13 protein-coding genes and 1 pseudogene are annotated in these 15,404 nt (G+C 45.6%); 13 read left to right on the top strand and 1 reads right to left on the bottom strand.

Translation table 11 applies throughout. The features are described from left to right. A pseudogene (locus WMO75_RS16220) lies at positions 1 to 319 on the top strand (MATE family efflux transporter); the annotation flags it as partial. A gap of 83 nt (positions 320 to 402) precedes the next feature. Here WMO75_RS16220 and WMO75_RS16225 read toward each other — a convergent pair. Further along, positions 403 to 1,230 (bottom strand): aldo/keto reductase, encoded by an 828-nt coding sequence (locus WMO75_RS16225; RefSeq protein ID WP_303223262.1) that lies wholly within the window; start codon positions 1,228 to 1,230, stop codon positions 403 to 405. 366 nt (positions 1,231 to 1,596) lie between these two features. On the opposite strand from WMO75_RS16225, the gene WMO75_RS16230 reads away from it, so the two are divergent. The 12 genes from WMO75_RS16230 to WMO75_RS16285 all read left to right on the top strand — a co-directional run bounded on the left by WMO75_RS16230 (position 1,597) and on the right by WMO75_RS16285 (position 15,285). Continuing rightward, the gene (locus WMO75_RS16230) at positions 1,597 to 2,001 is read left to right on the top strand and encodes a DUF8180 domain-containing protein (RefSeq protein WP_022213879.1); all 405 of its coding nucleotides are present in this window, start codon (positions 1,597 to 1,599) and stop codon (positions 1,999 to 2,001) included. Positions 2,002 to 2,081: 80 nt separating this feature from the next. Next, the gene (locus tag WMO75_RS16235; RefSeq protein WP_022213880.1) at positions 2,082 to 2,267 is read left to right on the top strand and encodes a CooT family nickel-binding protein; all 186 of its coding nucleotides are present in this window, start codon (positions 2,082 to 2,084) and stop codon (positions 2,265 to 2,267) included. A gap of 50 nt (positions 2,268 to 2,317) precedes the next feature. Then, positions 2,318 to 3,244: a methylenetetrahydrofolate reductase gene (locus WMO75_RS16240; protein ID WP_118698749.1), complete on the top strand. Its 927-nt coding sequence runs from the start codon at positions 2,318 to 2,320 to the stop codon at positions 3,242 to 3,244. Positions 3,245 to 3,272: 28 nt separating this feature from the next. Beyond that, on the top strand, positions 3,273 to 4,043 hold the full coding sequence (locus WMO75_RS16245) for an ATP-binding protein (RefSeq protein ID WP_118698748.1): 771 nt from the start codon (positions 3,273 to 3,275) through the stop codon (positions 4,041 to 4,043). Positions 4,044 to 4,230: 187 nt separating this feature from the next. After that, positions 4,231 to 6,123, top strand: a complete 1,893-nt coding sequence (cooS, locus tag WMO75_RS16250) for an anaerobic carbon-monoxide dehydrogenase catalytic subunit (protein ID WP_118698747.1) — start codon at positions 4,231 to 4,233, stop codon at positions 6,121 to 6,123. Positions 6,124 to 6,147: 24 nt separating this feature from the next. Beyond that, positions 6,148 to 6,921, top strand: coding sequence for an ATP-binding protein (locus WMO75_RS16255; protein ID WP_022213884.1), 774 nt, complete (start codon positions 6,148 to 6,150; stop codon positions 6,919 to 6,921). A 17-nt stretch (positions 6,922 to 6,938) separates the two neighbouring features. Beyond that, on the top strand, positions 6,939 to 9,068 hold the full coding sequence (gene acsB, locus WMO75_RS16260; RefSeq protein ID WP_227222450.1) for an acetyl-CoA decarbonylase/synthase complex subunit alpha/beta: 2,130 nt from the start codon (positions 6,939 to 6,941) through the stop codon (positions 9,066 to 9,068). A 195-nt stretch (positions 9,069 to 9,263) separates the two neighbouring features. After that, a complete protein-coding gene (acsD, locus tag WMO75_RS16265) occupies positions 9,264 to 10,205 on the top strand; it encodes an acetyl-CoA decarbonylase/synthase complex subunit delta (RefSeq protein WP_022213886.1) in 942 nt (313 codons plus the stop codon). A 25-nt stretch (positions 10,206 to 10,230) separates the two neighbouring features. Further along, the gene (gene acsC, locus WMO75_RS16270; RefSeq protein ID WP_022213887.1) at positions 10,231 to 11,577 is read left to right on the top strand and encodes an acetyl-CoA decarbonylase/synthase complex subunit gamma; all 1,347 of its coding nucleotides are present in this window, start codon (positions 10,231 to 10,233) and stop codon (positions 11,575 to 11,577) included. A 75-nt stretch (positions 11,578 to 11,652) separates the two neighbouring features. Then, positions 11,653 to 12,441 (top strand): carbon monoxide dehydrogenase/acetyl-CoA synthase methytransferase subunit, encoded by a 789-nt coding sequence (gene acsE, locus WMO75_RS16275; RefSeq protein ID WP_022213888.1) that lies wholly within the window; start codon positions 11,653 to 11,655, stop codon positions 12,439 to 12,441. Positions 12,442 to 12,585: 144 nt separating this feature from the next. Continuing rightward, positions 12,586 to 14,514 carry a corrinoid activation/regeneration protein AcsV gene (gene acsV / locus WMO75_RS16280; RefSeq protein ID WP_022213889.1) on the top strand — a complete coding sequence of 643 codons (1,929 nt, stop codon included), beginning with the start codon at positions 12,586 to 12,588 and terminating at the stop codon, positions 14,512 to 14,514. Between the two features lie 69 nt (positions 14,515 to 14,583). Then, positions 14,584 to 15,285, top strand: coding sequence for a DUF3786 domain-containing protein (locus WMO75_RS16285; protein ID WP_227222452.1), 702 nt, complete (start codon positions 14,584 to 14,586; stop codon positions 15,283 to 15,285). The last annotated feature ends 119 nt before the right edge of the window (positions 15,286 to 15,404 follow it).

Consider the following 15,404-nt stretch of genomic DNA (forward strand, 5'->3'; position numbering starts at 1 on the left):
TACGGCAATGCACTATCTGGAATATATGCTCCTGATCAACAGCTACTATATCATGGGATCTGCGGTAAACACAGCGCTGATCGCCGGGGTTTTCCGTGCAGGAGGCGATACGAAATTCGGTCTGATCTGTGATACGATCGATATGTGGGTCTATGCAGTACCGCTTGGATTCTTTGCGGCGTTCGTGCTGAAGCTTCCGGTGCTCTGGGTATATTTCCTTCTGTGCACCGATGAATTTGTAAAATGGCCATGGGTCATCCGTCATTACCGCAAGGGAGAATGGGCAAAGAATATCACAAGAGAAGATATCTTCGAATAACTGAATGTAAGGCTTAAAAAAGCCGGTCGATCATACACAAAAGGTGATCAACCGGCTTTTGACCGCGTATAATATGAAAATAATCAAAAAATAGTATCTCTCAGATCCTCCGGAACATGAGAACTGTGGTAATTCTGATTGAGCGTGTCGAGAAGATCCATGTCCTCCTGCTCAATCTCAAAATCAAAAATACGTGCATTGGCAGCAATACGCTCTGGGCGGGTGGATTTTGGAATTACGGAGATACCCTTCTGAACAGCCCAGCGAAGTCCGATCTGAGCAGGCGTATGTGCATATTTCGTACCAAGTACGCAGAGGATATCATTGTCCAGATAAGCGCCTCGCGCCAGTGGAGCATAAGCCTGTACCTGGATCCCGTTTGCCTGGCAGTATTCAATGAGCTCCCGCGGATAGCAGAGAGGATGGCATTCGATCTGGTTGACTGCAGGAATGATCCCGGATACCTTACGAAGTTCTTCAAGATGACGGATCTCAAAATTGCTGACACCGATAGAAAGAGCCCGTCCAGATTCAAGAAATTTCTCCATTTCCTTCCAGGTATTGAGATAACATCCCGGAACCGGCCAGTGGATCAGATAAAGATCGATATAATCAAGACCAAGACGGTCAAGGCTTCGCTCAAAAGCCCCGTCCACATCTCCGAGACGCTGTGCGTTATTCCAGATCTTGGTGGTGATAAAAAGATCCTTACGCGGAACTCCGCATCGTGCAATACCACGTCCGACACTCTCTTCGTTCTTGTATGCAGAAGCAGTATCGAACAGGCGATAGCCGTTCTTGGCTGCGGATATGATGGCATTCTCTGCCTCGTCGTCAGCGGTGGCTTTATATAGACCCAATCCCAGAAGCGGTATGGTTCTGTCATTATTTAAGAATACAGAAGTAGTCAAAATGCTTCCTCCTTGCTTATCAATTTGAAAATTTTTATATATTATAACATAAAAATGTGAAAGAAGAACATCAAATATGTTAAATATTTAATACATGAAGTTACATAGGCATGGAAAAAAGGTGAAAATAAAGATTGTTAATATTAAAACGATGACGTTATTTATATAACGAGAAAAATGATCGGCAGATGCGAAAAAATGCAAAAAAAGAAATAGAAACAGGAATGATTTTTGTGCGGTTTTTCTCAATATAGCCTTGATTAACTATAACAAAAGATGTATAATGAATTTAATTGATAAATTCTTGTCAGAAGTTTGTCACGTTTAAGACAGACTGACAGGGATTCGTGCAGAAAGGAGTAGACAATGCACTTAATAAAAGATGAAAACGGAAACCTTGTCCAGCATGGACACGAACATACAGAGGGACACACACACGAACACACACATGCGGATGGTGTGACTCATACACATTCTCATTCTCACGGAGACGGCGAACATGCACATACACACGACAGCAGCTGTTCCAGCCAGGAACACTGTGGATCCTGTGAGGGCGGAGACTGCAAGAAAGAGACAGTAGCACTTCTGACTTACATGCTGCAGCACAATGAGCATCACGCAGCAGAGCTTGACCAGATGGCCGATAACCTGGAGAAGATGGGACTTGCAAGTTCAGCCAAGACAATCAAGGAAGCAGTTGCAGATTTCCAGAAGGGCAACATGCGCCTGGGACTTGCACTTACACTTGTTAAGGAAGAAATGAAATAGGATCTGTTACTGTGAACGGTAATCTTGAATTTTAATATGACACAATAATATGACACAACAGAACGGCGGAGGTGAGAGTTATGTGTCTTGCAACTGTATACAAAGAAAGCGATAATTCTGTTATCTTTAAGAATGTATCCAGAATTGATGTAGATGGAAATAAACTGGTGCTCAGAGACATTATGGGAGATGAGCGTGTCGTAGAGGGACATATCCTTATGGTAGACCTGGCAAACAGCATTGTAAAGCTTTGCTGCGATGACTGATCGTCCGGGACTTACAAGAATCAAATAAAATTGCATAAGGAGGTGCAGCTATGGCATCAGTAAAATTGACTGAGCTGATGAAAGAAAGACAACTTCTTTCTTTTGAACTGTTTCCGCCCAAGACCGACAAGGGCATGGAGAATCTTCCGGGAACGATCGAGCATCTCTGTCAGTTTGATCCAGAATATATCTCTGTTACATACGGAGCCGGAGGCGGCAATGTAGGAGCGAACAGAGAAGTATGCCAGATGGTAAAGAAAGCCGGTACTGTTCCGGTAACTCATTTTACGGTTATCAAGAACACCAAAGAAGGAATCAGGGATCAGCTTGAGACATACCTGAGTGAGGGCGTTGATCATATCCTTGCTCTTCGCGGAGATTTCCCGAGAGGAGAACACTCCACAGGCGGAGATTTTAACTATGCGACAGATCTTGTCAAGTTTATCCGCCGGGAATTTGGAGACAAGTTTGAAATTGCAGTAGCAGGTTCGCCGGAAGGGCATATCGCATGCCGCAGCCTGGATGCAGATGTTTCCGTCCTTAAGATGAAACAGGACAATGGTGCTGACTATATCATGACGCAGCTCTGCTGGGATATGGAGCAGTTCGCACGCTGGCAGGACAAGATCCGCAAGGCCGGTGTCACGATGCCGATCGATGTAGGGATCATGCCGATCTTGGATCAGGCAGCTACGATCAGCATGGCTCTTTCACGTAATGGCTGTGTTATGGATCGAGAACTTTCCAGACTTATCTCTAAATACTGGATCTTCCCGAATCCGTTCGATAAAGCACCATTCGACGATAACCTTGAACAGAAGAAAGAAGATTTCAAGAAAGCCGGTATTGAGTACACGATCAGGCAGATTGACAAATACCGTGCTCTTGGCGTAGAAGGTATCCACCTGTATGCGCTGAATAAATGGAAAGACGTAAGCGAGATCATCAATGCATCTGGCATGCGTACATTAATATGAAAATAGAGTAGGAGGCACTCTTTAAGTTATGGCACATGTGATTGCTGTCGCCGGTAAAGGCGGCGTAGGTAAAACTACTTTATGTGGAATGCTGATCCAGTATCTCTGCGAACAGAACAAAGGACCGATCCTTGCAGTTGATGCAGATGCGAATTCCAACCTGAACGAAGTCCTGGGAGTAAAGGTTGACACAACTCTCGGTGATGTACGTGAGGAGATCGCACAGGCAGAGATCGCAAAGGAAAGCCCGATTCCGAAAGGAATGTCCAAGGCAGATTATGCTGAACTCAGATTTGAGGATGCACTGGTTGAGGAAGATGATTTTGATCTGCTCGTAATGGGCAGAACACAGGGAAAGGGCTGCTACTGTTATGTAAACGGCCTGCTTCAGGCTCAGCTTGCCAAGTATCAGAATCATTATCCATATATCGTAGTAGATAACGAAGCAGGTATGGAGCATATCAGCAGAGGCGTTCTTCCGTCCATGCAGACTGCGATCCTGGTGAGCGACTGCTCCCGAAGAGGAATCCAGGCTGTTGGAAGGATCGCGAAACTGATCGATGAATGCGGAATGAAACCGGACACGGTAGGACTGATCGTCAACCGTGCACCGAAGGGAGAACTGAATGACGGAATCAAAGAAGAGATCGCCAATCAGGGACTTCATCTTCTCGGCGTAGTACCGCAGGATGAAACTGTTTATGAATATGACTGTGATGGCAAACCTACAGCCAGTCTTCCGGAGGACAATCCGGTCAAGAAGGCATTAAGGGAAATTGCCGGCAAGTTAAGTTTATAATCATGATTCTCCTGCGATCACAGCAGGAGAATTTATAACAGATGCTGAACAATACAGGATTCAGCAGATTTTTTACAGGAAAATAACCCATGGGCGGGGATGGGTTCTGTCTGGAGGGTTATTATATAAAACTTTATAGAAAGGTAAAAATACATGACTCATCATGTATAATAAAAGGAGGTCTATAATGAGTGAATTCAAATTAACTACAGTGGAAGAATTTGAAGCTGCTACCAACCGACTGTTGGAAACTGGCGCAAAGGTAGGCGCAGACGCTTGGCAGTTCCGTGTAAAAAACCAGACTCCACACTGTAAGTTCGGTGAGCAGGGTATCTGCTGCCGTATCTGTTCCATGGGACCATGTCGTATTACTCCAAAGGCTCCGAGAGGAATCTGCGGATGCGATGCACACGGTATCGTAGGAAGAAACTTCCTTCGCTTCACAGCAGGCGGAGCAGCTACACATTCCGATCATGGACGTGAGATCTGTATCACCCTCGGACATGCAAAAGAAGGCGGCGACTATCAGGTAAAAGATCCTGAGAAACTGATCCGTATCGCAAAAGAATGGGGCGTTGAGACAGAAGGCAAAGACATCTACGATCTTGCTCATGAGATGTCTGACCTGGCTCAGGAAGAATACGGAAAGATCAGAGGCTTTTCCAGATGGCTTAAGAGAGCACCTCAGCATACACAGGATCTGTGGCACGAAGCAGGAATCGAGCCAAGAGCAATCGACCGTGAGGTTTCCTGTGCATTACATATGACCCATATGGGTAACACCTGCAAACCGGAGGCACTGATCCGTCAGGCACTTCGTAACGGACTTTCTGATGGATGGGGCGGTTCCATGTGTGGAACAGAGTTCTCTGACGTACTGTTCGGAACTCCGAAGCCGATCGAAACAGAAGCAAACCTTGGCGTTATGAACGCAGAAAACGTAAACATCGTAGTACACGGACATGATCCGAGCCTTTCTGAGATGATCTGTGAAGTTGCAGACAGCAAAGAAATGATCGACTACGCAAAATCCATGGGTGCAAAAGGCATCACTATTTCCGGTGTATGTTGTACATCAAACGAAGTAGCTATGCGTCGTGGTATCCCGATGGCTGGTAACTTCTTACAGCAGGAAAACGTTGTTCTGACTGGTGCATGTGAAGCGATCGTTGTTGACGTTCAGTGTATCTTCCCGGCATTAGGACCTCTGAGCAAATGTTTCCATACTAAATTCATCACAACTTCTCCGATCTGTCAGATGCCAGATTCCGAATTCATCGAATTCAGCGCAGGCACAGCAGGAGAAAAAGCACGTCAGATCGTTAAACTGGCATGTGAGAACTTCAAGAACAGAAAACCGGATCTCGTATATATCCCGGATATGAAACAGAAAGCAACTGTTGGATACTCTGTTGAAGCAATCGTTAAGACACTTGACGGTGTAACAAACTCTCAGGTAGATGAAACAGGAACAACCAAACCTCTCCTTGAGTGCATCACATCTGGTGTTATCCGTGGTGCTGTTGCAATGGTTGGATGTAACAACCCGAAGATCAGACCTGACTCCGCTCATATCGAGCTGATGAAGAAACTGCTTGCAAACGATATCGTTATCATCGCTTCCGGATGTTCAGCACAGGCAGCTGCAAAAGCAGGCCTTATGGACAAAGCTGCCAAAGATCTCTGCGGTGCAGGACTGAAACGTGTCTGTGAGCTTGCGGACATCCCGCCAGTATTACACATGGGATCCTGTGTAGATATCAGCCGTATGCTGATCCTCGCATCTGAACTTGCAAAGGATTCCGGACTTAACATTTCCCAGCTTCCAGTAGTAGGATGTGCTCCTGAGTGGATGTCTGAGAAAGCTGTTTCCATCGGAAACTACGTAGTAGCAACAGGTCTTGATACCTTCCTTGGCGTAGATCCATATGTATCCGGATCTGATCAGGTGGCAGGACTTCTTACCGAAGGTGTTCGTGACTGGGTAGAAGCTGCTTACACAGTAGAAAAAGACATTGACAAATTAGGCGATCTGATGATCGAGAGAATCGAAGAGAAGAGAGCAGCTCTCGGCATCTGATAGCAGGAAAGGCGCGATTAACTTATGAAAATAGCAGTAACCGGTAAAGGCGGAGTAGGAAAGACAACTTTTGCGGCAACACTTGCCAGATTATACGCAGACGAAGGAAAGAAGGTCCTTGCGGCAGATGTAGACCCGGATGCAAATCTCGGTCTGGCACTTGGATTTGACGAGGAAACACTGGATTCCATCGTACCGATCTCCAGAATGCGTAAGCTGGTGGAGGAGCGTACCGGAGCCAACAGTCAGAATCAGTTTTATAAACTGAACCCGAAGGTAGACGATATCCCGGATACCTACGGCAAGACCTGCAATGGCGTGAAACTGCTTGTCCTTGGTACCGTGGAAACAGGCGGGGGCGGCTGTGTCTGTCCGGAGCATGTCATGTTGAAACGGATCATTAATAATCTTGTGATTCACAGGGACGATGTGGTGATCCTTGATATGGAAGCCGGTCTGGAGCATCTGGGCCGGGGCACCACGGAAAGCATGGATGAATTTATTGTAGTGATTGAACCAGGGGCAAGAAGTGTGCAGACCTACAAAAATGTAAAACGACTTGCCAAAGATCTCGGTGTCGCACAGGTCAAAGTTGTGGCAAATAAAGTAAGGAACGAGGACGATGAAGCATTCATCCGTTCCAGAATCCCGGCAGAAGATCTTCTTGGAATGATCCACTACAACACAGAAGTTATAGACGCTGACCGTCAGGGAAAATCCCCTTACGATTTCAGCCAGACTGTAACGGCTGAAATAACAAAAATAAAAGAAAAGATTGACCAGAACTCAAGTCTTTAAAAACAGGAGGTATTAACGTGACTTTATTTGATAGAGTATTCGGCGGAAATGATGCTGTATATGGTTTAACAGAGGGCGCTATCGACGGAGCAATCGCTCAGTACGGCGAAGACAAAGCTGTCAGCTTCCCGAACACCGCTTACAGCCTTCCATGTTATTATGCTGTAACAGGAACAAAAGTTACAACATTAAAAGAATTAAAAGAAGCTCTTGGTGTTGTTAAAACACTTATGACAAGAGAAAAAAGATTAAACGATGCATTCATGTCAGGTGTTGCTACAGCACTCTGCGCAGAGTTCATCGAAGTCCTGAAATATATTGATGGTGCAACACCATACGAAGAACCATGCTACGGACATCTTGCAGATGCAGTGATCCGTGAACTTGGTGTACCGCTTGTAACAGGCGATATCCCTGGTGTAGCAGTAATCCTCGGAGCTGCTCCTACAACAGAAGAAGGTGTTGCTCTTGTTAAGAGCTATCAGGCACAGGGTATCCTCGTAACACTGGTTGGCGGAATCATCGACCAGGTTGCAGAGGCTGGAATGAAGACAGGCGCAAATGTTCGTGTTATCCCGCTTGGCAAAGACGTTACAGCAGTTATCCATGTAGTATCTGTAGCACTTCGTGCAGCTCTGATCTTCGGTAACGTAAAACCTGGAGATGCAGGCACACTGATGAAATACACAATGGACCGTGTACCGGCATTTGTAAACGCATTCAAACCTCTGGATGACGTGATCGTAGCTTGTGGTGCAGGTGCTATCGCACTTGGATTCCCGGTAGTTACAAACGAGACAGAGAATATCTTCCGCGTACCGAAGAGCCTTATCGTTCAGGAAGATGTAAGCAAATTCAATGCTACATCCCTGGAAGCACGTGACATCAAGATCAAGATCACAAACATCGATATCCCGGTTGCTTTCGCATCCGCATTCGAAGGTGAGATCATCCGTCGTAAAGACATGCAGGTTGAATTCGATGGTTCCCGTGTTGACTGTGCAGAGCTTGTACAGACCTGTGACGCTTCTGAAGTAGAAGACCACAAGATCACAGTAGTTGGACCGGAAGTAGACGACATGGAACTTGGAAGCAAGAACAGCATCGCATATGTTGTCAAAGTTGCAGGCAAGAACATGCAGCCAGACTTTGAGCCGGTTATCGAGCGTAAATTCCACAACTACATCAACTGCATCGAGGGTGTATACCACACAGGACAGCGTGATATGCAGCGTATCCGTATCAGCATTGATGCATTCAACGCAGGATTCAAGATCAAACATATCGGTGAAGTTCTTTACGCTTCTGTTAAGAACGAATTTGACGCAGTTGTTGACAAATGTGAAGTTGTTATCTATACAGATCCGGCAGAATGTACAAGAGTACGTCATGAAGTTGCTATCCCGATCTTCGACAAACGTGATGAGCGTCTCGACACTCTGACAGATGAGTCTGTAGATGTATACTACAGCTGTATCCTCTGCCAGGCATTCTCTCCAAGCCACGTATGCGTAGTAACACCAGAGAGACTTGGTCTTTGCGGTGCCGTTTCATGGCTGGATGCAAAAGCTACACATCAGCTTGATCCTAACGGACCTTGCCAGGTTATCACCAAAGAGCGTCCGATCGATGAGAACCTTGGTTCTTACGAAGACGTTGATGAAGCAGTTCAGAAATTCTCACAGGGTGCTCTGGAGCACGTTACACTGTACTCCATCATGCAGGATCCTATGACTTCCTGTGGATGCTTCGAATGTATCTGTGGTATCGAGCCATTCTCCAATGGTGTAGTTATCGCTAACCGTGAGTATGCAGGCATGACACCTCTTGGAATGACCTTCCCAGAAATGGCTTCCATGACAGGCGGCGGTGTTCAGACTCCTGGATTCATGGGACATGGAAAACACTTCATCTCCTCTAAGAAATTCATGAAGGCTGAAGGCGGTATCGAACGTATCGTATGGATGCCAAAAGAACTGAAAGAATTCGTAGCAGAACGTCTGAACAAGACAGCTCAGGAACTCTACGGAATCGAAAACTTCACAGACATGATCGGTGATGAGACCGTAGCAGAAGATCCAGAAACACTGGTAGCATTCCTGACAGAAAAGGGACATCCGGCACTTGGAATGGATCCGATGATGTAATCTCCGCAAAGGGAATGAATGCTTGCATTCATTCCCTGGGAGATTAATCTTAAATTGTTTATGGAATGCATTACGTTACAATTTTTGATATTTTTTTAACATAAATAGCCAACTTCCCTTGTAACTGGCGATTTTATGTAGTATAATGCTATTTGCTATTTGAGTTATTAATAATTAAGAGGAGGCTTATGAGAAATGCCGTTTAATCAGAAACCACAGAAATTTAATGCAAAGATTAACGCTGTCACAATCGGAAGCGGAGATAAGACTGTGACAATCGGTGGAGAAAATTCTTTCCCGTTCTACACATTTGATGCACCAACAGAGAACACAGCCAAAATCGGTGTAGAGATCTCTGACCTTGGACTGGATGAATTTTCAGAAGGTGTAAAAGCTTATTATGAAGGAGCTACAACAATGGCTGAGATCGCTCAGAAAGCAGCAGCTATTGAAGGAGCTGATTTTGTTGCTCTGATCCTGGATGGTGGAGACCCGAACGGAGCAAACAAATCTATCGAAGAACTTATCGAGGTTGTTAAAGAAGTGGCTGGCGCTATCGACTGTCCACTTGTTGTAGAAGGATGCAAGAACGTAGAGAAGGATGCGGAACTTCTCCCGAAAGTTGCAGAAGTTCTTCAGGGAAGAAACGCACTTCTTCTTTCCGAAAAAGAAGAAAACTACAAAGCAATCGGTGCAGCAGCAGGTCTTGCTTACAATCAGATCGTTGGTGCTGAATCAGCCGTTGATATCAACCTTGCAAAACAGTTAAACGTTGTTACTACACAGCTTGGTGTTGATGCGAAGAAGATCGTTATGAACATCGGTAGTGCAGCAGCTGGTTACGGATATGAGTACGTAGTTTCTACTATGGACCGTATCAAAGGTGCAGCATTAGGTCAGAGCGACAATATGCTGCAGATGCCTATTATTACTCCAGTATCCGCAGAGACATGGGCAGTAAAAGAAGCTACAGCTTCTGAAGCTGATATGCCTGAATGGGGATCAGCAGACGAGCGTGGAATCGATATGGAAGTTATGACTGCAGCAGCAGACCTTGCTGCTGGTTCTGATGCCGTAATCTTAAGACATCCGGAATCTGTTAAGACAATTTCCAAACTGATCAAAGCACTTGCTTAAGGAATAATAGGAGGAATAAATAGCTATGGCACTGAATGGTATTCAGATTTTTAAATTAACACCAAAGAAAAACTGTAAGGAATGTGGATGTCCGACATGTATGGCTTTCTCTATGAAAGTTGCACAGGGCGCTATGCAGATCGAACAGTGTCCACATATGTCTGACGAAGCACTGGCTTCCCTGTCTGAGGCAACTGCTCCGCCGATGAAGACAATCAAGATCGGAACAGGCGATGCAGAGTTCACTCTCGGAGGAGAGACCGTTCTGTTCAGACATGAAAAAACATTCGTAAGCAAACCAAGATACGCTGTATCTCTTTGCACATGCATGGATGATGCAGAAGTTGATGCGAAGCTTGCAGCAATCCCACATGTAGACTATGACCGTATCGGTGAGAGAATGCATGTAGAACTTGTATACGTAAACTGCAGCGCAGATGCAGATGCTGCCAAATACACAGCACTTGTAGAAAAAGCAAAAGGCCTTGGAAGAACTCTCGTTCTTGGATGTACAGATCCTGAGATCGCTAAAGCTGCTCTTGAAGTATGCAAGGATGGCAAACCGGTTCTTAACGGAGCTAACGCTGACAACTATGAAGCAATGAACGCAGTTGCTACAGAAGCTGGCGTAGTTCTCGGAGTATCCGGAAAAGACTTAAACGAGCTCTATGATACCGTAGCAGCTCTTGAAAAACTTGGCAACAAGAACCTTGTTCTTGACACAACAGGCGCTGACATCAAAGAAACCTTTGCAAACACTGTACAGGTTCGTCGTGCAGCTCTGAAAGACCAGGATAGAACATTCGGATATCCGTCTATCGTAAACCTGGTTAAACTTGCTAAGGGTGACTATCATTTACAGGCAGCACTTGCTTCCGTATTTACAATGAAATATGGTTCCATCATCGTTATGGAGCAGATGACATATGCAGAGGCACTTCCGCTGTTCGGTCTTCGTCAGAACGTTTACACAGACCCGCAGAAGCCGATGAAAGTAGAGCCGGGTATCTACCCACTCAACGGTGCAGACGAGAACTCCCTCGTTGTTACAACCGTAGACTTCGCTCTTACATACTTCGTAGTTTCCGGAGAGCTGGAGCGTTCCGGTGTTCCGCTTAACCTGGTTATCAACGATGCAGGCGGACTTTCCGTACTGACATCCTGGGCTGCAGGTAAATTCTCCAGCACCAGCATTTCTGAGTACATTAAAGAAGAAGTTGAGCCGAAGGTTAAATGCCGTAAGCTCGTTATCCCTGGTAAAGTAGCAGTCCTCAAGGGCGACCTTGAAGCTAAACTTCCGGGATGGGAGATCATCGTAGGACCTAGAGAAGCAGTACAGCTTGTAAAATTCTTAAAGGATATGCAGGCATAATTGCCGCATAAAAATAAAATAATGTTCAGGGAGTGAACCTCCCTGAAACATAAAAATGAAAAGGAGATTCAGGGTATGGCAAAATTTGTTACAATTGGAGAGAGACTTTCCACAACAGCACCAGCAGTAAATAAAGCATTCACAGAGAGAGATCCTGAGCCGATCCTCAAGAGAGCAAAACAGCAGCTTGACGCAGGTGCTACATATCTTGATGTAAACATCGGACCAGCTGAGAACGATGGACCGGAACTGATGAAATGGGCTGTAGAACTTCTGCAGGGCAACTTCGACAATGTTCCGCTGGCACTGGATACTTCCAACGTTGCAGCTATCGAAGCTGGTATCTCCGTATACAACCGTTCCAAAGGAAAACCGATCGTAAACTCCGCTGACGCAGCTGGAAGAATCGGATACGTTGATGTTGCAGCAGCTAACGATGCAATCGTTATCGCACTTTGCAACGGCGAAGGAATCGCAAAAGACAATGACGAACGTATGATGTACATGCAGACTCTGATGGAGAGAGGTATGGAGCATGGTATGGACGTTGAGAACGACATGTGGTTTGACCCGTTATTCCTGGTTATCAAAGGAATGCAGGACAAACAGATGGAAGTTCTTGAATTCATCAAAATGATCTCTGATATGGGAATGAAGAGCACCGGTGGTCTTTCCAATAACTCCAACGGTATGCCGAAACACATCCGTCCGATCATGGACTCCGCTATGGTAGCTATGGCTATGATGCAGGGACTTACATCCGCAATCGTTAACCCTAACGACCTGCGTCTGATGGAAACAATCAAATCCTGCGATATCATTAAGAACAACTACCTGTACGCAGATTCCTATCTGGAAATCTAATCAGTCTGACTTTTTTACGGCTGTAGACAAAAAAAGGCTGGAGGCTTCGCGGCCTCTGGCTTTTTTTATCAATTCAGTCAGGTCTGACTCCCAGTGCCACAGGTGAAAAACAAAAATTCACAAGGCGAGAAAGGTGGTTACCGCATGTTTAAGGTGACATTTGCATTTGAAGATGGCAGTAAGGTAGAAGCATTTGCCAATGCGGGGGATAATTTACTCGAAGTTGCACGTGGCGCAAACGTGGCAATCGACGCTCCATGTTCCGGAAATGGAGCCTGCGGAAAATGTCGGGTACAGTTAAAAGGCGGAGAAGTGGACTCCAAGAAGACACTTCATATTTCTGATGAGGAATTTGAAAAAGGCTGGCGTCTTGCCTGCATGAGCAAGATCAGTGCCGACGTGGAGGTACTGGTGCCGGATATCGCATCTGCATACAAGAGCAGAATGAAAGTGGCAGATTTAAGTTCCAAAGAAGAAATTGCAATTTTTGAAAAAGCAAAATCTCAGATCGAAGAAACCGGAATCCAGTTCAGAAACAGCTTGGAAGTTGTGGAACTTCAGATGGCAGAACCATCTCTGGATGATACTATGCCGGATGTTGAGAGACTGACAAGGGCACTTCGGAAATTTATGAACCTTAACCGGATCAGAGTTCCGTATGCTGTTCTCCGTAAGCTTCCGGATGTACTTCGTGCGAGCAAGTTTTCTGTCAAATGTGTTGTTCGCGTGACACCGAATGACATGTTTGTATATGACATCTTTGACAGCAAAGAAGATGTTATCATGGGCGGTCTGGCAGTGGATATCGGTACAACGACCGTTTCTGCTGTGATCATCAATATGGCGACAGGCGAGATCCTTGCCAAGAGTTCTTCCGGAAACGGACAGATCCGTTATGGCGCGGATGTCATCAACCGTATCATTGAGACGACAAAACCAGGTGGAATCAAGAAATTACAGGATGCCGTGATCAAAGAGACGATCAATCCGATGATCCATGAGATGTGCAGAAGCATCCATCTTCCGGAAAATCAGATCTATCGTATGTGCGTGGCTTCTAATACGACGATGAACCATCTGTTTGCTGGGATCAATGCAGACTATCTTCGTACAGAGCCATACATCCCGGCATTCTTTAAGACAAACTCCATGTTTGCATCTGATGTAGGCATCGAGATCAACAAAGATGCACACATCATCATGGCTCCGAATATCGGAAGCTATGTAGGTGGAGATATCACGGCAGGCGCTCTGGTAAGTATGATCTGGAACAGACCGGAATTTTCTCTGTTCATCGACCTTGGTACCAACGGAGAGCTTGTATTTGGTAACTCTGACTTCATGATGAGCTGTGCATGCTCTGCAGGTCCAGCCTTTGAGGGTGGAGATATCAGCTGTGGTATGCGTGCGACAGACGGTGCGATCGAGGCATGTACCATTGACAAGGAAACTATGGAACCTACATACAAGATCGTTGGTGAACCGGGAACCAAACCGGTCGGTCTTTGCGGTTCCGGTATCATAGATGTGATTAGTGAGCTTTATATGACAGGAATCATCAATCCGAAGGGCAAATTTGTCCGCGAAGGCAAGAGGATCCGTCATGACCATTATGGAATGGGAAGCTATGTGATCGCGTTTGAGGAAGAAGCTGGTTCTTCCAAGGATGTAGAGATCACAGAAGTCGACATTGACAACTTTATCCGTGCGAAGGGAGCAATCTTCTCAGCGATCAGAACGATGCTTTCTTCTCTGGATTTCGATGTGTCAATGATCGATGATGTTTATGTTGCAGGCGGTATCGGAAGTGGTATCAATATGCAGAATGCAGTCAATATCGGAATGTTCCCGGATGTTCCGCTGGAGAAATTCCACTACATCGGAAACTCTTCCCTGACTGGTGCATACCTGATGCTTTATTCCACAGAAGCCGAAAAGAAAACATATGATCTTGCAGCCAATATGACTTATATGGAACTTTCAACAGTTCCGACTTACATGGATGAATTCGTGGGAGCATGCTTTATCCCACATACCGATGCATCCATGTTCCCAAACGTTCATCAGAGATAGAATCGTGAAACTGCGTAACAGCGAAGCAATTCGTGGAGATGATAATACTTAAAATTTAAGAGGTGAATTATGAGTTCTGATGTAAAAACAATATTTGATCCGGCAGAGATGGAATCTGTGGGAGAGAAACTGGGATATGGAAAAGACAGCAAAGAGCGTCTCCCGTGGGAACATTATCTGAGCCAGTATCAGGAGGCTGATCCGAAGGAAATCGCCGAGAGACTTGGCATTTCCTACAATGAGGAAGAGAAATCTTTTACTCTGAAATTCCTCGGAACGACGTATCAGATTTCCTGGCCGGATTTTCAGGTTAGCCACGAGGCAGACGATATGGGATTTTACCCGCTGGAAACCATGGTTTATGCCAGAACTCTGACGATTCGCTTTCTGCTGAACGGTGCCGCATCTACCGGCACCGGCAAATTCAAAACTTATCGCGAAATGCCGTGGGGAGAAGTCTACCTGAGACAGTTTGATGGAAGATGCATTAAACGACTGGCTTTTTCCTACGGAAACCGCATCAAAGATTTTCAGGCGATCATGGAACACATCCACTGTGTTCCGGTAGAGCACGGTGACATTGCTTATCAGCTTGAGATCTTTCCGGGATACCTGGTGCAGATGATCCTGTGGGAGGGAGACGATGAATTTCCACCGTCCTCACAGATCCTCTTCTCCGACAATTTCCCGGTATCCTTCCAGGCAGAAGACATGGCTGTTATGGGAGATGTGATCATCGGATCACTGAAAGCTTTTGCAAAAGCAATCTGAGATTTTTATCATGTCAAACCTCTGATACAAAAAAGGGGAAAACCCTCTAGTTATAAATAAAACTAAAATAAAACGCGGGAGGTAACATTATGGGATTCAAAAGTGACATCGAAATCGCA

The sequence above is a fragment of the Blautia intestinihominis genome, assembly GCF_040096655.1.
In the GTDB taxonomy this organism is placed as follows: Bacteria; Bacillota; Clostridia; order Lachnospirales; family Lachnospiraceae; genus Blautia_A; species Blautia_A intestinihominis.